Source organism: Brevundimonas naejangsanensis, assembly GCF_000635915.2.
GTDB classification, from domain to species: Bacteria; Pseudomonadota; Alphaproteobacteria; order Caulobacterales; family Caulobacteraceae; genus Brevundimonas; species Brevundimonas sanguinis.
In genome coordinates this window covers 2,003,411-2,022,600 of record NZ_CP015614.1, presented here as the reverse complement: position 1 = coordinate 2,022,600, position 19,190 = coordinate 2,003,411, and the positions used below count along the sequence as shown (strand labels likewise).

19 protein-coding genes and 1 tRNA gene are annotated in these 19,190 nt (G+C 67.0%); 10 read left to right on the top strand and 10 right to left on the bottom strand.

What is annotated here, in order from left to right:
* The first annotated feature begins 58 nt into the window (after positions 1–58).
* Positions 59–697, top strand: coding sequence for a hypothetical protein (locus DA69_RS09610; protein WP_051582138.1), 639 nt, complete (start codon positions 59–61; stop codon positions 695–697).
* Between the two features lie 6 nt (positions 698–703).
* Here the strand turns inward: DA69_RS09610 and ppk2 are convergent, their stop codons facing one another.
* Entirely contained in the window at positions 704–1,447 is a 744-nt protein-coding gene (ppk2, locus tag DA69_RS09605) for a polyphosphate kinase 2 (protein ID WP_025978505.1), read from the bottom strand.
* A gap of 92 nt (positions 1,448–1,539) precedes the next feature.
* Between ppk2 and DA69_RS09600 the strand changes: the two genes are divergently transcribed.
* Complete coding sequence (locus DA69_RS09600) at positions 1,540–2,337, top strand: extensin family protein (protein ID WP_064108288.1); 798 nt, start codon at positions 1,540–1,542, stop codon at positions 2,335–2,337.
* A 198-nt stretch (positions 2,338–2,535) separates the two neighbouring features.
* Positions 2,536–2,739 carry a cold-shock protein gene (locus DA69_RS09595; protein WP_003170380.1) on the top strand — a complete coding sequence of 68 codons (204 nt, stop codon included), beginning with the start codon at positions 2,536–2,538 and terminating at the stop codon, positions 2,737–2,739.
* Between the two features lie 80 nt (positions 2,740–2,819).
* Here the strand turns inward: DA69_RS09595 and gluQRS are convergent, their stop codons facing one another.
* Together gluQRS and DA69_RS09585 are read right to left on the bottom strand one after the other, a co-directional pair.
* Positions 2,820–3,668, bottom strand: coding sequence for a tRNA glutamyl-Q(34) synthetase GluQRS (gluQRS, locus tag DA69_RS09590; protein ID WP_025978503.1), 849 nt, complete (start codon positions 3,666–3,668; stop codon positions 2,820–2,822).
* 17 nt (positions 3,669–3,685) lie between these two features.
* On the bottom strand, positions 3,686–4,819 hold the full coding sequence (locus DA69_RS09585; RefSeq protein ID WP_025978502.1) for a JmjC domain-containing protein: 1,134 nt from the start codon (positions 4,817–4,819) through the stop codon (positions 3,686–3,688).
* A gap of 44 nt (positions 4,820–4,863) precedes the next feature.
* On the opposite strand from DA69_RS09585, the gene DA69_RS09580 reads away from it, so the two are divergent.
* From DA69_RS09580 to DA69_RS09565, 4 genes are all read left to right on the top strand, one after another.
* The gene (locus DA69_RS09580) at positions 4,864–5,517 is read left to right on the top strand and encodes a DNA-3-methyladenine glycosylase family protein (protein ID WP_025978501.1); all 654 of its coding nucleotides are present in this window, start codon (positions 4,864–4,866) and stop codon (positions 5,515–5,517) included.
* A 60-nt stretch (positions 5,518–5,577) separates the two neighbouring features.
* Positions 5,578–6,240: a trimeric intracellular cation channel family protein gene (locus DA69_RS09575; RefSeq protein ID WP_025978500.1), complete on the top strand. Its 663-nt coding sequence runs from the start codon at positions 5,578–5,580 to the stop codon at positions 6,238–6,240.
* A 21-nt stretch (positions 6,241–6,261) separates the two neighbouring features.
* Positions 6,262–6,660, top strand: a complete 399-nt coding sequence (locus DA69_RS09570) for an ASCH domain-containing protein (protein ID WP_025978499.1) — start codon at positions 6,262–6,264, stop codon at positions 6,658–6,660.
* 137 nt (positions 6,661–6,797) lie between these two features.
* On the top strand, positions 6,798–7,370 hold the full coding sequence (locus DA69_RS09565) for an HNH endonuclease (RefSeq protein WP_201105680.1): 573 nt from the start codon (positions 6,798–6,800) through the stop codon (positions 7,368–7,370).
* Between the two features lie 107 nt (positions 7,371–7,477).
* On the opposite strand, the gene DA69_RS09560 is transcribed toward DA69_RS09565, so the two are convergent.
* The 3 genes from DA69_RS09560 to rpmB form a co-directional block, all read right to left on the bottom strand.
* On the bottom strand, positions 7,478–10,357 hold the full coding sequence (locus DA69_RS09560) for a TonB-dependent receptor domain-containing protein (protein WP_235599144.1): 2,880 nt from the start codon (positions 10,355–10,357) through the stop codon (positions 7,478–7,480).
* 510 nt (positions 10,358–10,867) lie between these two features.
* Entirely contained in the window at positions 10,868–12,565 is a 1,698-nt protein-coding gene (locus tag DA69_RS09555; protein WP_025978496.1) for a M1 family metallopeptidase, read from the bottom strand.
* Between the two features lie 105 nt (positions 12,566–12,670).
* On the bottom strand, positions 12,671–12,967 hold the full coding sequence (gene rpmB, locus DA69_RS09550) for a 50S ribosomal protein L28 (protein ID WP_003170390.1): 297 nt from the start codon (positions 12,965–12,967) through the stop codon (positions 12,671–12,673).
* 228 nt (positions 12,968–13,195) lie between these two features.
* Here rpmB and DA69_RS09545 point away from each other — a divergent pair, with 228 nt between their 5' ends.
* A complete protein-coding gene (locus tag DA69_RS09545; protein WP_235599143.1) occupies positions 13,196–13,681 on the top strand; it encodes a DUF3617 domain-containing protein in 486 nt (161 codons plus the stop codon).
* Positions 13,682–13,756: 75 nt separating this feature from the next.
* On the opposite strand, the gene DA69_RS09540 is transcribed toward DA69_RS09545, so the two are convergent.
* Positions 13,757–14,299, bottom strand: a complete 543-nt coding sequence (locus DA69_RS09540) for a CarD family transcriptional regulator (protein ID WP_025978494.1) — start codon at positions 14,297–14,299, stop codon at positions 13,757–13,759.
* 308 nt (positions 14,300–14,607) lie between these two features.
* On the bottom strand, positions 14,608–14,949 hold the full coding sequence (fdxA, locus tag DA69_RS09535; protein WP_003166185.1) for a ferredoxin FdxA: 342 nt from the start codon (positions 14,947–14,949) through the stop codon (positions 14,608–14,610).
* Between the two features lie 168 nt (positions 14,950–15,117).
* Between fdxA and DA69_RS09530 the strand changes: the two genes are divergently transcribed.
* Complete coding sequence (locus DA69_RS09530) at positions 15,118–15,768, top strand: YceI family protein (RefSeq protein ID WP_025978493.1); 651 nt, start codon at positions 15,118–15,120, stop codon at positions 15,766–15,768.
* A gap of 33 nt (positions 15,769–15,801) precedes the next feature.
* On the opposite strand, the gene DA69_RS09525 is transcribed toward DA69_RS09530, so the two are convergent.
* Together DA69_RS09525 and DA69_RS09520 are read right to left on the bottom strand one after the other, a co-directional pair.
* Positions 15,802–16,077, bottom strand: a complete 276-nt coding sequence (locus tag DA69_RS09525; protein WP_025978492.1) for an RNA-binding S4 domain-containing protein — start codon at positions 16,075–16,077, stop codon at positions 15,802–15,804.
* The gene (locus DA69_RS09520; RefSeq protein ID WP_025978491.1) at positions 16,074–18,599 is read right to left on the bottom strand and encodes a helicase-related protein; all 2,526 of its coding nucleotides are present in this window, start codon (positions 18,597–18,599) and stop codon (positions 16,074–16,076) included. Before DA69_RS09520 ends, DA69_RS09525 begins: the two co-directional genes overlap by 4 nt.
* Before the next feature lie 284 nt (positions 18,600–18,883).
* On the opposite strand from DA69_RS09520, the gene DA69_RS09515 reads away from it, so the two are divergent.
* Positions 18,884–18,960, top strand: a tRNA-Arg gene (locus tag DA69_RS09515).
* Positions 18,961–19,190 lie beyond the last annotated feature (230 nt).

Here is a 19,190-nt window from a genome sequence, read left to right as displayed (position 1 = left end):
GCCCGAGCCGTCCAGATCAGGGTCGTGATCGGGAACAGCAGCCGGGCGGACAGGACGGATGACGACGCGCACAAGAGCTCCTTTACCGTGGCTGCTGCTTTTGACCTGGATGGTGCTGCTGGGGGCGGCCGTCGGGGGCTTTCTGACGGGGGAGTTCAGCGTCACCTTCGTCGGCGTCGGGACCTTTCTGCTGACCCTGGTTCCCTTCTGGCTGGCGCCGCGCGTGGGGCTGAATCTGCCGATCGGCTTCGTCACCGCCATCGCCGTCTTCCTGTGCGCCACCCTGTTCCTGGGCGAACTGGGCGATTTCTACGAGCGCTACTGGTGGTGGGACGTGGTGCTGCACGGCGGTTCGGCCGTGGCCTTCGGCCTGGTCGGCGCCCTGCTGATGCTGATGCTGGTGCAGGGAAGCCAGCTGAAGGCGGCGTCCCTGACGGTGGCCTTCTTCGCCTTCTGCTTCGCCGTGACCATCGGCGCCCTGTGGGAGATCTGGGAGTTCATGCTGGACCAAGTGTTCGGCCTCAACACCCAGAAGTCCGGCCTGGTCGACACCATGTGGGACCTGATCGTCGACGCCATCGGCGCCCTGATCGGGGCGGGCGCCGGCTGGGCCTATCTGAAAGGGCGCGAAGGCGGGCCGCTGGTGCGGGCCATGCGCGCCTTCGTCGACAGGAACCGGCGTCTGTTCGGCGGCTGACGACGCCTATTGCGCCAGTCGCCCCTGCGCCGCATCGGCGGAAAAGACGACCGCAGGGTCCGGTTCGCGGCATTCCAGACCGGGCCGGTCCAGACGGCGCAGGACGTGGCGCATGATGTTCAGCCGCGCTGTCTTCTTCTTGTCAGTCGCCACTACGGTCCAGGGGGCATAGTCGACATGGGTGCGATTCAGCATTTCATCGCGGGCGGCGGAATAGGCGCTCCAGCGGGCCTGAGCCTCGGCGTCCAGGGCTGAGACCTTGAAGCGTTTCAGCGGATGGTCGACGCGCTCCTCCAGACGGCGGGCTTGTTCGTCGCGGCTGATGTCCAGCCACAGCTTGATCAGCAGGGTCCCCGACTGGGTCAGCATCCGCTCGAAGTGCGGAGCGTCGTGCAAAAAGCGCTCGTGCTGCGCGGGCGTGCAGAAACCCATGACCGGCTCGACCCCGGCCCGGTTGTACCAGGAGCGGTTGAAGATCACGATTTCCCCCGCCGCCGGCAGATGGGCGGCGTAGCGCTGGAAATACCATTGGGTCGTCTCGCGCTCGGTCGGCTTGGGCAGGGCGACCACCCGCGTCTGGCGCGGCGCCATATACTCGGTCATCCGCTTGATCGCCCCGTCCTTGCCGGCGGCGTCGCGCCCTTCGAAGACGATGACGACCTTCAACCCCTGTTCGATGGCCCAGGCCTGGGTCTCGACCATCTGGATCTGCAGGGCTTCGAGGATGTCGGCATAGTCGTCCTTGGCCATCGGCGTGTCCCCGTGTCGTGATGTATCGACCTTGCGGCTATTTCGCCGGACGCGCCAGAGGCGGCCGGCTTGAAGGATCAACGCGCGGTTCGATGCATTGGCCCCCTATGGCGACGCGTGCGACCCCTGTTGCGGATCTGTGGAGCGGACTATGGGCGGCGATCCTGGCCGCCTGCGGCTTGTTCGCGCTCGTGGACGCCTTCGCGCCGGCTCAGGACCTCCCCTGGAAGCCTCTGGACCTGCGTCAGCCGATCGGCGCGGCGACCGCCGCCAAGCTCGCGGCGTTGGAGGTGTCCGACGCGGACACGGCGCAACGCGCCGATCAACTGACGGCTCAATGCCTGACCCTGCTGCGGCAAGCCGGCGTGACCGCGTCGCGGGTCCCGGATCAGGATGACGGCGGCTTCTGCGTGGTGCGCGGCGCGATCAGGATTTCCGGCGGCGAGCAGACGCCGCTCAATCCGGCGGGGGTGGTCATGCGCTGCCCCATGGCCGCGCGTCTGTTTCTGTGGGATCGCGAGATAGTGCAGCCGGCGTCGCGCGACATCCTTGGGTCGCAGGCGACGCGGATCGACAACCTGGGGACCTTCGCCTGCCGCCGAGTCTATGGCTCGCGCGATGCGGCCGCGCGGCCCAGCCAGCATGCGCGCGCCAACGCCCTGGACGTCAGCGGGGTAAGGCTTTCGGATGGCCGCCGGGTGTCGGTGGCGGAGGATTGGGACGGTTTGGGGCCGACAGGACGCGAAGGCGCAATCTTTCTTCGGCGTCTGCGCGACGGCGGGTGCAAGTTGTTCAAAAATGTCCTGACGCCGGACTATAATGCTGCGCATCGGGACCACTTTCATCTAGACGCCGCCGCCACAGGCGTGTGCGCAAGGACCCGAGATTAACTGTAAAGGCCGTCGTTCCAGATTCGCTTTACAGTTGACCGCTGTGGATAGTCGGGTGACAACATCGGCGCAGTCCGGATTTCACGTGGGGTCCAAACCCGCGTCTTGCTCCTTCGCCTGAACGAGCTTGTCCAGATGGGCTGACGGGCGATCCTGCAAGGACGTCCGCCTGGAAAAGCGCGTTTACGGAGACGCAATATGGCGACCGGCACGGTCAAGTGGTTCAACCCCACCAAGGGCTTCGGCTTCATTCAACCCGACACCGGCGGCTCGGACGTTTTCGTCCACATCACCGCCGTTCAGAAGGCTGGTCTGGTGGGCCTCGATGAAAACGCCAAGGTCGAATACGAGCTGGAAACCCAGCGCGGCAAGACCTCGGCTGTGGACCTCAAGGTTCTCTAAGGCCAAGAATCCTAAAGGATTCTACGAAGAGACGCGGAGGGCGACCTCCGCGTCTTTTTTGTTGGGCGCTTGCCGTGAACTCATGGCGTCAGCTCCGCCCGCAGGCGATCCGGCGTCAGGCCGCTCGCCCGCAACTCGGCCAGGGTGACGGAGCGGTCGCGCTTGGCGTAGCGGCGGCCGTCCGGTCCGGCCAGGAGGCGGTGGTGGCGATAAACGGGCGCGGGCCAGCCCATCAGGGCCTGGATCAACCGCTGGATATGGGTCGCTTCGAACAGGTCCTGGCCGCGAATGACATGGCTGACCTTCTGCAGGGCGTCGTCGTGCGTCACCGCCAGGTGATAGGCCGTTCCCGCGTCCTTGCGGGCCAGCACGACGTCGCCCGCCGTCTCCGGCCGCGCCTTGATGCGCCCGCTTTCGCCGTCGGGGCCTGAGCCTTCCTCGATGAAGTTCAAGCCGTCCCAGGCGGCGCCGCCCAGCGCCTCCCTGGCGCGATCCAGCGACAGCCGCCAGGCGAAGGGGCGCCCTTCAGCCAGCAGGCGCGCCTCCTCGTCGGCCGGGTGCGGGCCGGGCCGGGCGGCCTCGGCGGGGCCGTGAGGCGCATCGCCGATGGCGTCCAATATCTCCTTGCGGGTGCGGAAACAGCGGTAGAGCAGGCCTCGCCGCTCCAGCGCCTCGACCACGGCGGCGTAGTCGGCCAGGTGATCGGACTGGCGCCGCACCGGCGTCTCCCAATCCAGCCCCAGCCAGGCCAGATCCTCGAAGATCCCGACCTCGAACTCGGGCCGACATCGCGTCGGGTCGATGTCCTCGATCCGCAGCAGGAAGCGCCCGCCCGCATCCTTCGCCGCCCGCCAGGCCGTCAGGGCCGAGAAGGCATGGCCCTTGTGCAGACGGCCGGTAGGTGAAGGCGCGAAACGGGTGACGAACATGGCGTCGGCGAAACGGGTCAGACCCGCTTCAACGCTCCTGCTTTCTCCGCCTGATCCACGGCGGCGCGGATGTCGACCTCGGACACGAAGTCGAACTGGGCGATCAGGTCTTCAAGGCTGAAGACGTGCTGCGACAGCGCCCAGTGCATGGCGTGGGCCACAGGCCCGGCGTAGGCGGGGGCCGTCATGGCGGTGCGGCTGTAGCGGGTCAGCGCTTCGCGATGGGGCAGGGTGAAGCGATGGGCGCGCGGCGTCAGCCGTTCCTGCGCCATGGCGATCTCATCGCGGAAGGCGGATGAGGCGGCCAGTTGCGCCAGCCGCTGCCCCAGGCCCGCCAGGTGCTGTTGCAGGGCGCGGCCGCCGTCCTGACCGGATGGCGGCAGATAGGCCCGGAAGGCGGGGTCCTGCATGGCGGCCTGTTCCAGCAGGTTGAAAAGGATGCGGCCATGCAAGGCGGCGATGGAGAAGGTGATGTGCAGCGACGCCGCGTCCTGGGCCAGGGCGTCGTGGTAGCAGCCGCGCGGCAGGTAAAGCACGTCGCCCGGCCGCATCATCACCTCGGCCAGCAGGCGGCCCTTGGTCTGGTCGAACCAGCGGCGCATGTCGCCGACGTCGGACGGCATCTCGACCGGGGCGTCGGCGCGGTTCTCATAGATGCGCCACAGTTTCTCGCCCTCGGTCTGAACGGCGAAGACATCCGTCAGGTCGAAATGGGCGCCGAAAGCCTGCACCCCCTTGAACGAGCAATAGATATTGGCGCCCGCACTGGCGGCGAAGGTGCGGCCGAGGATCGAGGACAGTTCGGCGATCGGCTGGGTCAGATCCTGCACGTCGCCGGCGATCAGGCTGGCCCCCTCGGCGACGAACAGCGCCACCTTGGCCGGATCGGGGCGGAAGGCCGGCCCGGATTGGGTCTGGACGGTGCGGCAATAGCGTTCGGGCGGCACGGGCTGGGTGTTCTGCACCAGTTTCAGGCTCTGGGCCGTCCAGATCGAGGGCTGGTTCAGCAGGCCGTTGAACGTCGACCAGTCCAGCAGGGCCCGCTTGGCGGCGCCTGCTTCCGCGGGGATATGCAGCGGTTTTCGGCCGTGGAATTCGGCGAAGAAACGATCAGGCGTGATCGGGTGGAGAAGATCGTCCAAGGTACGCATGGCGCGATGCTAAAGCGGCGCCGTTTTTCTGTCGATACGATCCCATGGCCCTTGCTCCGTCTCCCGCCTCCGTCGCCGCCGCCCGCGAGGCTCTGGCCGCCGCCGATCCGGCCCTGGCGCGCGCCCACGCCTCGACGCCCGTGTTTGAATGGCGGTTGAGGCCCGGCGGCTATGAGGGCCTGTTCCGCATGATTGTCGAGCAGCAGGTTTCGGTGGCGGCCGCCGCCTCGATCTGGAGACGGGTGGTCGAGGGGCTGGACGGGCAGGTGACGCCCGAGGCGGTTCTGGCGCGCGATGTCGAGACGCTGCGGAGCTTCGGCTTGTCCGGCCAGAAGGCGAAGTACGGCCATGAGATCGCCCGCGCCCAGACCGAGGGTCATATCGACTTCGACCATCTGGAGCGGTTGGACGACGCCGAGGCCATCGCCGCCCTTGTGGCCATCAAGGGGGTGGGGCGGTGGACGGCCGAGACCTTCCTGATGTTCTGCGAGGGGCGACAGGACGTCTTCCCCGGCGGCGACGTGGCCCTGCAGGAGGCCATGCGCTGGGCGGACCGCGCCGAGGACCGTCCAAATGAGAAACAGGCCTACGCCCGGGCCGAGATCTGGCGGCCGCATCGCGCGGTGGCGGCGCATTTGCTCTGGGGGTGGTATGGTGGCGTTCGGCGCGGCGAAATCGCGCTGGACGAGGGCGCCTGATCCTCGTCTTCATGAAGGCTGGGGGCGACCCCGAAGACGGCGCCCGGCGGCGCCCTGGGGATGATGACGATGTTGGAGCCGATCGCGGGCGCAGACCTGGTTCGTCCGGCTGCGGTGCTGCCGCTGCTGGATTTCGCGGGCGTGGCCGTGTTCGCCGCCACCGGCGCCCTGGCGGCGTCCCGGGCCAAGCACGATGTTCTGACCTTTGCCTTTTTCGCCGCCGTCACCGGCATGGGCGGGGGCACCCTGCGCGACCTGTTGATCGGGGCGCCGGTCTTCTGGGTGCAGGACTGGGTCTATGTGGCGGTTTGTGTGGCGGTGGCCGTCGGCTTCTGGCTGCTGGGCGCGCGCTCGTGGCGGTTCCGGGCCTTGCTGTGGCTGGATGCGGTCGGGCTGGCGGCCTATGGCGTCATGGGGGCGGCCAAGGCGGCGTCCTATGGCGTGACGCCGTTGATCTGCATCGTCATGGGCGTGCTGACAGCCTGTTTCGGCGGCATTGTGCGCGACGTGCTGGCGCACCAGCCCTCCATCCTGCTGCGGCGCGAGCTGAACATCACCGCCGCCCTGGTCTCGGCGGCCCTGTTCGTCGGGCTGAAGGCCGTGAGCCTTCCCACATGGCCCGCTGTGGCGGTGGCTGTCGTGGCCGGGTTCGGCGTGCGGGCCGGCGCTCTGAAATGGGGCTGGAGCCTGCCCGCCTTCCCAACCGCCGCTTCGCGATATTGAACCCAACTGACGAGAACGCAGATGAACGACCTTCCTGCCGCCTATGCAGCCGCGCCCCGTTGGCCCTTTGGCGACAGCCCTGAACTGGCTGATGAATTGCTGGCCCTGGTGCTGGCCGGCGGCAAGCGCGCGACCTGTTCGTCGCTGGCGTCGTGCGAGGCCGACATCATGCCGACCGTGGGCGAGGTCAGCGTCATTCTGGACGGCGCCGGCGTTCCTCGCTGCGCGATCCGTACGACCGAGGTCGAGATCATGCCCTTCGAGCAGGTTAGCGAGGACTTCGCCCGGGCCGAGGGGGAGGGCGACCTGAGCTACGAATGGTGGCACCACGCCCATGAGGCCTATTTCCGCCGCGAAGGCACCTGGGCGCCGGGCATGAAGGTGGTCTGCGAACGCTTTGAACTGGTCGAGGAGTTCTGACCGCCGCGTCACGAAAACGCGCCGTATCTGTCATGGCGATGCGGGAGAATCAGGCGTAGGGTTTCGCCATCAGACCAAGGAAGGAGACGTGTCTTCAGTCCTGTCGCGTCGATAACCCCCCGTATCTGCGGGAGGGCCTGATGCAGGTCCTGACCCGTCCGCCGTCCGGCTTTCCAGCCCTGGTGCTGAACGCCGATTTCAGGCCCTTGTCCTACTTCCCTTTGTCGCTTTGGCCCTGGGAAGAGGTGGTCAAGGCCGTGTGGCAGGACCGCGTCGACGTGGTCGCCACCTATGACAAGGTCGTGCGAAGCCCCTCGCTGGAGATGCAGCTGCCCAGCGTGGTCTGCCTGAAGTCCTATGTGGACCAGGACCGCAAGCCGGCCTTCACCCGTTTCAACGTCTTCCTGCGCGACGGTTTCGCCTGTCAGTACTGCGGCGAGCCGGGCACGTCCCAGGACCTGACCTTCGATCACGTCATCCCGCGCTCGCGCGGCGGGCGCACGACGTGGCAGAACATCGTCGCCGCTTGCGGACCCTGCAACCTGAAGAAGGGCGGCCGCACGCCCGGCCAGGCGCAGATGCCCCTGCGCCGCACCGCCCACCAACCCAGCGCCTGGCAGCTGCAACAGGCGGGACGTCGTTTCCCGCCGCACTTCCTGCACCAGAGCTGGCTCGACTATCTCTACTGGGACATCGAGCTGGAACCCTAGGCCGGGCGGCATGAAAAAAGGCCCGCCGAGGCGAGCCTTGAAGTTTTCAGCTCCAGAAGCGACGGAAAGCGAATGCTTCCCGTCGCCCTGTTTGACCTTCGTTCCGATTAGAACTTCAGACGCAGGCCGAAGGTGTAGTAGCGGCCAATCGCATCATAGGTCTGCGGGAAGGTGTTCCCGTTGTTGGACGCCGTGGTGCCGATGTTCGAGCCGACCTCGGGGGGCGCCTCGTTCAGCAGGTTGTTGACCGTCGCCGTGAAGCGCACGGTTTCGGTGAGGTCCCAACGCGCGGTCAGATCGAAGTAGTTGTAGGCGTCGATCTTGGCGTAGGGGGCGTACCAGTTGCCGGTGCCCGGTTCGACCACGGCGCCGTCCAGGTGACGCCACTGCAGCGAGGCGGCGTAGTCGCCCAGCGACCAGGTCGCACGGCTGGTCCAACGCTGCTTCAGGCGCGGCTCGCCGCACGAGGTCGAGTAGAAGCCGACGCAGTCGCGCAGGATCGACGACGGGGTGGCCTGGCTCTCGTTCTTGGTGACGATGTTGCCGTTGACGCTCAGGTCGATCCGGCCGACGTCGCCGAAGCCGTAGTCCGACAGTTCGACGCGATAGTTGGCCGCCAGGTCGAAGCCCGACACCCGCTCATTGCCCAGGTTGGACAGCAGCAGGGCCACGCCCGGGGATTCAACGCCGTTCAGCGTGCCGTTGGCCGTGTTGCGGCCGATGAGCTGACAGAACTCGTTGAACGTCAAGCTCGGGTTCAAAGCCGTGCTGTAGCAGCCCTGGATGACGTCATTGACGCTGTTGCTGCTGACGGTCTTGTCGATCTTGATGTCGTAGTAGTCCAGGCTCAGACGCAGGCTCGGCACGAAGGCCGGTTGCCAGACGGCGCCGATGGTCCAGGTGTCGGCTTCTTCCGGCCCCAGGTTCGGGTTGCCGCCGGTGAGCACGTTGACCTGGCCCGAGTTCGGCGGCGCGACGAAGCCGACGGCTGCGGTCGGAACGCCCGTCAGACGGCACAGATTGCTGAGCGTGCCGGCCGCGGTGGCTTGGCCCGCGTTGATGCTGGCGCCTTGGCAGGGGTCGACGGCCAGGTTGCTCAGGCCGGTGACCTGCGGGTTGAACAACTCGCCGATGTTCGGGGCGCGGGTGGCGCGCTGGAACATGGCGCGGACGCGGACGTCCTCGATCGGCGACCAGTCGCCGCCGATCTTGTAGCTGCCGTAGTCGGTCTTGGCGCCCGAGGCTTCAAACTCGGTGTAGCGGTAGCCCGCTTCCAGGTTCAGGCTCTGGACGAAGGGCAGGTTCTCGACCAGCGGGATCGACAGTTCGGCGAAGGCTTCGCGCATTTCGAACTGGCCTTCACGATCCGGAACCGGGGCCCCGGTGCCCAGGACTTCGCCGTTGATCTGGGACGGAGCATCGGCGCGCGTGGCGGCGCCGGAACGACGCCATTCCAGGCCGAAGGCCGTCGCGATCGGGCGGGCGGCCCACGGGCTGCTCAGCTGCTCAGGCAGGACGCCCGAGATCGAGCCCGAGATCACGTCCTGGTCGATCGAGGTCTTATTGATCGAGGCCAGGTTGATGTAGTCGATCATCGCTTGGGTGATCGAGCCTTCGGCGCCGAAGACGTTGATCGGCACGCAGCCGGCCACCGGGGTGGTGGTGCCCGGAGCGATACACTGGGTGGCCGAGGTCGTGTTCAGCGCATTGCGCAGCTTGGAGAGCGAGCCCCAGTCACGACGCGTCACCAGCTGCTCGGTCTCGCCGTGCGAGGCGTAGACGTCGTAGTTCCAGCTGGCGCCGATGTCGCCGCGGATGCCGGCCAGCAGTTGAACCGTCTTGTTCTCATAGTCCACCGGGCGGCTGCCCATCTCGGTGAAGCGACGGTTGATGGTCAGCGGAACGATGGTGGAACCGGCGGCGCCGGGGACGCAGCTGGCGGCCGGGATGCCGCGCGCCGCGCAGAGCTGCTGGCGCATCGGTTCAGGGATGAGCGGGTTGCCGATCGGCACGCTGTAGGTGTTGCCGAACGTCCCGGTCGGAGCGTTGTCCAGCGAGACGTTGCTCTGGACGTAGGTCAGGTGGCTGTAGACCTCGGCCGCCGGGCTGATCTTGTAGGATCCCAGGGCGTTGATCTGATAACGGCTCAGCGGCGTCTGATACAGGTTGAACGGGTTGTAGTTATAACCCGCCGAGTTGTAGCCGGGCGAGCCCGCGCCGATCAGGGCGCCAGTGGCCGGATTGATTTCGGCGCCGGACGGCAGCGGGGTCCCGCCAGCGACGGGCGTCACGCCAAAGCGGCCGGGGACCGAGGTGCCCGAACCGAGCGGAGCGCCAGTGTTCGACGAGCGCGCGACCAGGCCCCACGGACGCTGATCCTGATACAGCGGGTCGGTCTTGGTGTAGCCGAAGCTGACGACGGCGTTGCCGCGGTCGTCGGCGAAGTTGCCGCCGATGGTCAGGTCGACTTTACGACGGATGGCGTCGTTTTCTTCGGACATGCCGTAGGATGAAGCAAACTCCACCCCTTCGAAGTTGTCCTTGAGGATGAAGTTGACGACGCCGGCGACGGCGTCAGCGCCGTACACGGCCGAGGCGCCGCCCGAGACGACGTCGATGCGCTCGACCAGCGCCACCGGGATGGTGTTGGTGTCGACGACGCCGGCCAGGTTGAACGGCACAACGCGGCGGCCGTTGATCAGCACCAGCGTACGGTTGGTGCCCAGGCCGCGCAGGTTGATGGTCGCGCCGCCGCCCGAGCCGTTGTTGGTGGCCGAACCGACAGCCGGAACGGCGGCCGGCAGGTCCTTGACCAGTTCTTCGACCGCGACCGGTTGCTCCAGGGCGATCTCTTCGGCCCCTACCGATGAGATCGGGCTGGCCGCCTCATAGCCCGGCTGGCGGATGCGCGAGCCGGTCACGACGATCGCGCTGACCTCGGACACTTCCTCGCTGACAGATTGCGCCATGACAGGCGTGGCCGCCATGAAGCCCAGCGCAGCTCCCCCGATTATTGTCGTTGCGAGCAACTGCTCGCGCATAAATCTCTTTTTCAAAAGAGGCCCCCATTGAAGAACGCGCGCCCATTATTGCTGAAGGTTCTTCCCCAGCCTGGGCCGCTACCGTACGTCACAATCGTCGACGTGAGCTTAGCTATAGCCATATGACAGCGCCCGGAAAAAGCCATGTTTAGGTCCAGAAGTCGAGTCTTGCCTTTTTTGCGCTTTATTTTCGTCGCTTTGACACATTTGCCACATTCGGGCGGCCCGCGCGGGTGGCGGCCCGTGCGGCGGCGCAAGAAGGACGGATCGCTCTAGCCCCGGTAAACTGCCTGGAGGCGACAGGCTTGCGTCGAGCCTGTCGTGGGATTGGGGACGATGGGAACTCACATCCGCCGTCTTTCGACAAAGCGGGCGCAGCTAGCCTGGCGCGCCTAGAGGTCTTGCTCAAGGCATAGGGCAACGGGCGCCCTGGCCGGTGCGAGTGTCGCGCAGGCGCTAGTTCGTCTTCGCCTGCGAGGCTTTCCACGCCTCCAGATATTCTAACCGTCTCAGTAATTTCGAGCCGGGGTCCAGCAGGATGTGCGCGCTTTCGGGGGCGGTGAAGGTCGCGCGGCCGTTGGTCATGGGCAAGGCGAGCGGCTCGCCGTCCACCTCGACCTCGACCGGCAGGGGGAAGGGGCGGCCGTTTCCGGTCTTCCACTCCAGAGTGACCTGGTCGTCCTGCCGCGACATGACAAGGTCGGGCAGGGCGGCCTGATAGAGGTAGGCGTCGAAGAACCAGCCCAGGTCGCGGCCGGTCACCTCATTGACGATGGCCATATACTCGCGGGTCGTGGCGTAGCGCGGCTGGAAGTTCCCCGGCTTGGGGTCGGCGCGGCCGTACACCAGGCGGCGCAGGCTCTCATAGAAGGCGTCGTCGCGGATGTAGAGGCGCAGGGTGTGGGCGATCAGCGCGCCCTTATAGTAGAGATCCAGCGCCGGGCCGGTCTTGTCGTGATAGACGGTCGCCGCGTCCTGCGACTGGCCGGACACGACCGGGAAGCGGTTCGCCAGGGTCAGCCGCATGGTCTGAAGTTCGGCCTGCATGGCCCGCTCGCCGTTCAGCCAGCGGGCGTAGAGGGGCTGCATGTATGTGCCGAACCCTTCGTGCAGCCACATGTCGTCCCAGTCGGCGTTGGTCAGCTGATTTCCGAACCATTCGTGCGCCAGTTCGTGCTGCAGCAGCCAGTCGTAGCCCTTGCCGTCCAGCTTATAGCCGTTGCCATAGGCGTTGATGGTCTGGTGCTCCATGCCCAGGTGCGGGGTCTCGACCACCCCCATCTTCTCGTCGCCGAAGGGGAAGGGGCCGATGGTCGCCTCATAGAAATCGAGTATCTGCGGGAATTCGTCGAACAGGCGCTGCGCCTTGGCCGGATCAGCGGATGCCAGGCGCCAGAAGCGCAAGGGAATCACATTGCCGAACCGGCTGTGATAGTCGGCGGCCATCTCCACATAGGGGCCGACGTTCAGGCTGATGGCGTAGGTGTCGGGCTGGCGCGTCGTCCAGTTCCAGGTCGTCGTGCCGTCGCCATTGTCGCTCTTGCCCAGAAAGCGCCCGTTGGCGGGGGCGCTGAGGGTCGAGGGGATGGTGATGTGCAGATCCACCTGCTCCGGCTCGCCCTGCGGATGATCGATGCAGGGCCAGAACAGATCGCAGCCCTCGCCCTGAACCGCGCTGGCGATCCACGGCTGGCCGTCGGGCGTGGTCGTCCAGACGAAGCCGCCGTCCCAGGGTGCGCGCTTGGCCTGATGCGGGCGGCCGGCGTAAACGATGCGGACGCTGGCCGTCTCCCCGGTCTTAAGAGGGCGGGGCAGGGGGATGGTCAGCCGCCCCTCGGGGTTGGACCAGTCGGCGACCGCCTGACCGTCCACGGTGACGGCGGCGATGGCGAAGACGGCGTCCAACTCGACCACGACCGCCGCTGTCGACGCTGTGGCGGTGAAGTCTAGAACGGCGACGCCTTCCAGCGACTGCGTCTCGGGCAGCAGTTTGAAGGACAGGTCAGCCTTGTCGAAACGCAGGGCCAGTTGCTCCGCCGTGCGCGGCGTGCCGCTGGACAGGGTGAAGGCGGAGGTTTCGCGCGCGGCCTCCTGTGCGAAGGCTGGGGACGACAATAGGGCCGTGGTCAGGCAGAGGGCGGCGAGGGGGCGCAAGGCTGAGGCTCCGGCTGGACGAGCCGTGAGGGTAGCGGGAGCGCGCTCAAAAGAAAAAGGCCGGTGTTTCCACCGGCCTCTTCAAAATCCGTCAGCTGACGCCAATCAGGCGGCGGCTTGCTCGGCCAGCTTGGCGCGGACCTGACGCTTGATGCGCAGGGCGGCGATCGACAGCTGCTCGTCGCGCGCCTTGACGATGAAGGCGTCCAGGCCGCCCTTGAAGTCCAGGGTGCGAAGCGCGGCGTTCGAGATACGCAGCGAGAAGGTTTGGCCCAGAGCGTCCGACTGAACCTTGACCGTCTTCAACGACGGCAGGAAACGACGCTTGGTCTTGATGTTGGAGTGGCTCACGTGATTGCCGACCATGGGGCCGATACCGGTGAGTTCGCAGCGACGCGACATCTGAAGATCCTCAAGGTCACATCCGCAATACCGGCGCGGACGCATGAAACAGGGGCGCGGCAAGCCAAGGAGGCCTACGCGAGAGGTGGCCGTATAGAGGAATGAATCATCGGGCGTCAAGGCCGGAGTCGTGGCGCAGTACGCGTCGAGTCATTGTGAAGGCGAGGGATCACCTTCGTTCAGCAGCCGTTCAAGCCCTGACTATATAGAGACCCCATGATGAGTCCCATGAACGGCAAATCCATGAAGACCCTGCCCAACCTGGCCAAGCTGATGGCCGTCGCCGCCCCCATGGTCGCGGGCGCTGTTATGCTGGCCGCGCCCGCGTCGGCGCCCCAAGCCCAGTCGGCCGCCCAATCCGAGGTCCTGCCCGGTTATTGGGAATACACTACGAGCGTGATGGGCGCTCGCGACACCGAGCAGAAATGCGTTCGTCCCAGCGAGATCAACCGCTTCTTCGGCGGCCTGTCGACGCGTAAATGGCGCTGCACCTACCCCACGCGCGAGGTCGGCGACGGCAAGGCCCGCTTTGAAGGCAGCTGTCAGGATCGCAAGGGCCGGCGCATCAACGTGCGTCTGAACGGGACCTATGAGGAGCAGGCCTTCCGCTTCAACGGCGGCGCCCAGCTGGCGCGCGGGACGCCCTACATCCCCGCCAGCATCACGGCGCGGCGGCTGGCCGCCCAATGCCCGGCCGGTGCGGAGTATTTCTAAACTCAGCGGTTCGACCCAAAACAAAAGGCCCGGCGTCGCAGCCGGGCCTTTTTCATTATCGGCGGGCGCCTTGGATCAGGCGGCTTCAGCCTCTTCGGCCGCAGGAGCCACCGGCTTCTTGGCGCTGAGCGACTTGCCCAGCAGAGCCATGGCGGCGTCCTTGTCGATCTTGTTCGCAGCGGCGACTTCACGGGCCATGCGGTCCAGAGCCGATTCATAGAGCTGACGCTCCGAATAGGACTGTTCCGGCTGGGTGTCGGCGCGGTGCAGATCGCGGACCACTTCGGCGATCGAGATCAGGTCGCCCGAGTTGATCTTGGCTTCATATTCCTGGGCGCGACGCGACCACATGGTGCGCTTGACGCGGGCGCGGCCCTTCAGGGTCGTCAGGGCCTTGGACACGGTGTCGTCGGCGGCCAGGGTGCGCAGACCGGCGGTCTTGGCCTTTTTGGTCGGGACGCGCAGGGTCATTTTTTCGTGCTCGAAGGTCACGACGTAGACCTCGAGCGCCATGCCGGCGACTTCCTGAGTCTCGATCGCGGCGACCTTGCCGACGCCGTGCGCGGGATAGACCACCGCATCGCCAACCTTGAATTCCAGACCGGTCTTGCTCGTCATGTCATTCCTTTCCCGAACCGAAGGGCGAGATCTCCGCCGTGTCTTTCAAAGCAAAATCCGCCCGGCCGCCGGGCAGGGAGCCAGGCGGTTGAGCGGAGGTGGTATTGTCAGACGCGAAAAAGGATCACCGAACCTCTGGCCGACCCCGTCCTCGCGGCGAGGTTCTGTCGTAAATGCGGGCGGCGCGCAGACTTGCGGTACCGCCCGTTTCGAATAGGGAGGAACCTATCATAAAATTAGGAAATCTCAAAACATCCACAGGGCCGTCGGCGACGACTGGCACATTGTGACTGCAATGTGGCGCGTTCTTAGGAGCCTTTGCCCGGCTTGGGGCTGAAATACTTCTCGAACTTGCCCGTTTCGCGTTCGTACTGCTCGCGGTCCGCCGGGGGGACGCCCTTGACCGTGATGTTGGGCCAGACCTTGGCGTATTCGGCGTTGACCTGCAGCCACTTGCCATCCGGCTCGTCCTCGGTGTCGGGGACGATGGCGTCGACGGGGCACTCGGGCTCGCACACGCCGCAGTCGATGCATTCGTCGGGCGCGATAACCAGGAAGTTCTCGCCCTCGTAGAAGCAGTCCACCGGACACACCTCGACGCAGTCCATGAACTTACATTTCACGCAGGCGTCGGTGACGATGTAGGTCATGGCGTTTCGGGCGGGCCTGTGGCAGCGAGGAGGTCGAGGGCGGGCACATGGCCCCGACGGAACCAACTGTCAACCGACGGCGCTGTTGCAACGCTGTTCAGGCCCGACGGCGCCGGGCCGCGCTTCCTTTCGCCAACGCCGAATCATCGTCTTCCTGGAGGCAGCCCTATGACTTTCAATCAAGGTTTCATCCCTCGCTCGGCTCTCGGCCGCATCGGCGCCGCCGGCGTTGCGCTTAGCCTGCTGACAGGCGGCGCGGTCGTAGCCCAGGCCGCCATGACCAAGGTCCCGGCCGAAGTGCAGGCTGGCGACTACAAGCTGGATTCCGCGCACGGCAAGATCACCTGGTCGGTCGATCATCTGGGCTTCTCGACCTATGTCGGTCAGTTCGTGAACGTGCAGGCCGAGCTGAAGCTGGATCCCGCCAATCCGTCCGCCAGCACCCTGACCGCCACCATTCCGCTGACGGACGTGGCGTCCAACTCCGACGGCCTGAACAAACACCTGCAGACGGCGGATTTCTTCGACACCGCCAACCATCCGGTCGCCACCTTCCGCTCGACGCGGATCGTGATCGACGCCAACGAGCCCGGCGAGGCGACGGTTCACGGCGATCTGACGTTGCGCGGCGTGACCCGTTCGGTCGTGATGGAGGTCGAGTTCAATCAGGCCGGTCCGACGCGCGGCGGCTACAAGGCCGGGTTCGACGGCGAGGCGACGATCAAGCGGTCCGACTTCGGCATCAACTTCGGCCTGCCCGCGCTGGGCGACGAGGTGAAGCTGCACATCGAAGGCGAGTTCGTGAAGCCGCAGGGCTGAGTTCTCCTCCCCATTGCAGGGGGAGGAGAGGGGTTAGTCCAGCGCCTCATACAGGGCGCGCGCTTCCTCTGGCGGGCCGCGCCTTTCGCCCGTCTGCACCACGCGCACGGCGACCAGCCGCCCGCCCTGGGCGAACAGCACCTCGTCGCCGGGGTGAACGCTGCGGCTCGGCTTGTCGAGGCGCGTCTGGACGCCGTTGTGCGTGAGGCGGATCGCGCCCTTCTCGACCATAGAGGCGGCCAGGCTGCGGGTCTTGGCGAAGCGCGCCCGCCACAGCCAGAGGTCGATGCGACAGCTCTCCACGCTCATTCGGCGGTCTTGCCGGCCGCCGCTCTGCGGGGGCGTCGCCGGGGTCTGCGCGCCGTCTTGGGCGTGGCTGAGGGGGCCGGGCGCGCCAGCTGGGTCAGCTGGGCGAGGGCGGCGAAGGGCGAATCCTTGGGCGGCGGCGTGGGCGTGCCGGGGCGCGGCGCCCGCTCGGCGCGCGGCGTACGCAGGGCGGCCTGGATCGCCTTGGCCTGATCCGCCGTCCAGCCGAGCGCATCCAGCGCTTCTGCTGACAGCGGCTCCTTGCCCGCCGCCCGCGCCGCGTCAGCGAGAGCTTCCAGCGCCTCGACCGGCGCTGTCCAGCGGTCGACCGCGCGTCGGCCGAAGGCGGACAGAGCGCGCGCCGAGGGCGCCGGCTCCGGCAGGGGCAGCAGGCCCTCGCCTGCCAGGCCGTTGGCCGCCTCGCGGGGCAGAAAGGCCTGGGCCAGCGCCGCGCCGCGCGGCTTCGTCACGCCCGGCAGCCAGACCGAATGGGCGCCGACGCGGATGGCGAAGGTCTTCAGCGTGCGCCGCTCATGCTGGCTCAGCGCCGCCAGGTCGCGCTCGACCTCGCGTCGGGGGATCAGGCCGCCCGCCTCGATCAGGCGGAAGGCCAGGCCGCGCGGCAGGCCGGTCAGGGCGCCGCTCTCGATCGCATGGCGCAGCCGTTTCAGCGGCTTCAGCGCGCGTCCGGCCTCGCCCGCCAGCCAGGCCTCCATGCGCCGCTCGGCCCGCTCGCGCGCCGGCGCCGGCCCCAGCTCGCCCAGCAGCCGCACGCGTGGCGAGAAGGGGTCTTCGTTGACGATGCGGCCGGTCAGGGCCCCGGTCCACAGAACTCCGCCGTCGGGCGTGACGCCGAAGGCCGCGTCCTCGTCCGCCGCCAGTCGTCCCAGCCGCCGCGCCACCTCGGGCCCGACGGCGCGCGTCGCGGCCTGTCGCAGCGCCCGGTCGGCCAGGGCCGAGCCGCCCGCGTCGACGGTGAAGCGCACCCCGTCCAGATGGCCGACCACCTCGCCCTCGACCGTCACCTCGCCGTCGTCGGCCACGCCCGCCAGCACGTCCGAGCGCACATGCAGCGCTCGCATCAGGGCCGCCGTGCGCCGGTCGACGAAGCGCGCCGTCAGCCGCTCGTGCAGCACGTCGCTGAGCCGCTCCTCCAGCGCCTTGGTCTTGTCGCGCCACTCCTGCGCGCCCGCCATCCAGTCGGGCCGGTTGGCGATGTAGCTCAGCGTCCGCACCCCCGACAGCCGCGCCGAAAGCTGGTCGATCTGGCCGTCGTCGCGGTCCAGGTCGTTGAAACGCGGCGCCACCCAGTCCTCGGTCAGCCGCCCGCGTCGGCTGGTCAGGGCGGTGAAGATCTCCTTCGACAGGCGGGCGTGCTCGTCCAGCGTCGTCTTCTGGAAGTCCGGCAGCTGGCACGCCTCCCACAAACGCATCAGAGCGCCGCGCGAGCGGGCGATCTTCCTGACGTCCTCATCGACCGCAAAGCGCCGCAGCAGGGTCTCGTCCAGCGCCTGCGCCGTCAGCCGCAACCCATGACGATCCGGCGTCACCGTAAGCGAGCGCAGCAGGTCGGGCAGGGTGTCGAAATCCAGCCGTCCGCTGCGCCACTCGGCCGCCTCGACCGGATCGAAGCGATGCTCGACCACCTGTTCGACCAGGTCCTCGTCCAGCTCTTCCGCCTCGCCCGTGACGCCGAAGGTCCCGTCGCGCAGGTGCCGCCCGGCCCGCCCCGCGATCTGGCCGATCTCGGCGGCGTGCAGCCAGCGCGTGCGCCGCCCGTCGAACTTCCGCAGGCCCGCAAAGGCCACATGGTCCACGTCCATGTTCAGCCCCATGCCGATGGCGTCGGTGGCGACCAGGAAGTCCACCTCGCCAGACTGGAACAGCTCGACTTGGGCGTTGCGGGTGCGGGGGGACAGCGAGCCCATGACTACGGCCGCCCCGCCCCTCTGACGGCGCAGCAACTCGGCGATGGCGTAGACCTGCTCGGTCGAAAAGGCGACGACGGCGCTGCGGCGAGGCAGGCGGGTCAGCTTCTTCGACCCGGCGTAAGACAGCGTCGACAGACGGTCGCGGGTCACGATCTCCGCATCCGGAACCAGCGACCGCATCAGCGGCGCCATCGTCCCGGCGCCCAGGAACATGGTCTCGAACCGGCCGCGCGCGTGCAGCAGCCTTTGCGTGAAGACGTGGCCCCGCTCGGGGTCGGCGACCAGCTGGATCTCGTCCACCGCCAGGAAGTCGACCGACCGCTCCAGCGGCATGGCCTCGACCGTACAGACGAAGAAGGCGGGGCGCGGCGGGACGATCTTCTCCTCGCCAGTGATCAGGGCGACGCAGGCCGCCCCGCGCCGCCTGACGATCCGCTCATAGATCTCGCGCGCCAGCAGCCGCAGCGGCAGGCCGATCATGCCCGAGCCATGGCCCAGCATCCGCTCCACCGCCAAGTGGGTCTTGCCAGTGTTGGTGGGGCCCAGGATCGCCGTGACGCGCGATGGAGCCATGCCTGCGGACCGATCGCTCATGACCCGCCCAAGGTGGCGAACCCCGCCCGCTTGCACAAGCGGGACCGACAGGAAGAAAGCGGAAGCGAGGAATGGTAAGCGGAACCTTACCGCGCCCTGGAACACGGGCGAAACGAATCATGACCGAATCGGCGACGTTCACCGATTCAGGCTTTGTTCCCTACTAGGGATAGTAGCTTAACGCGCCTTAACCACAACGCCGAACCCTCGCGCGATCGTCGCCGAGCGCTCCGTTTTCGCAGGGGCTTCCCTGACGCCTCAACCTCCTTTAGGCAGACGCGCGTGGCCCCGTAGCTCAGCTGCATAGAGCAAGGCTTTCCTAAAGCCGAGGTCGGAGGTTGGAGTCCTCCCGGGGTCGCCACCCCTCGCTTTTTCGTGTGTTAAATCAGGTACATAGGGCGAGGTGTCTAACTGGTTAGACACCGCTTGTAGTCGTTTCGGCCTTTTCAAGCATCGTCATGGCGTCATCGGCGAGGGCGACTTGGCTTGCTTCGCGGGTGTGGCGAGCGACCTCGTTGAGGCTTCGGTGCCTTATGGTCGGGCGCGCGCAACGCTGACATCGCCGCCCATATCATCGGCTTCGTGCGTCAT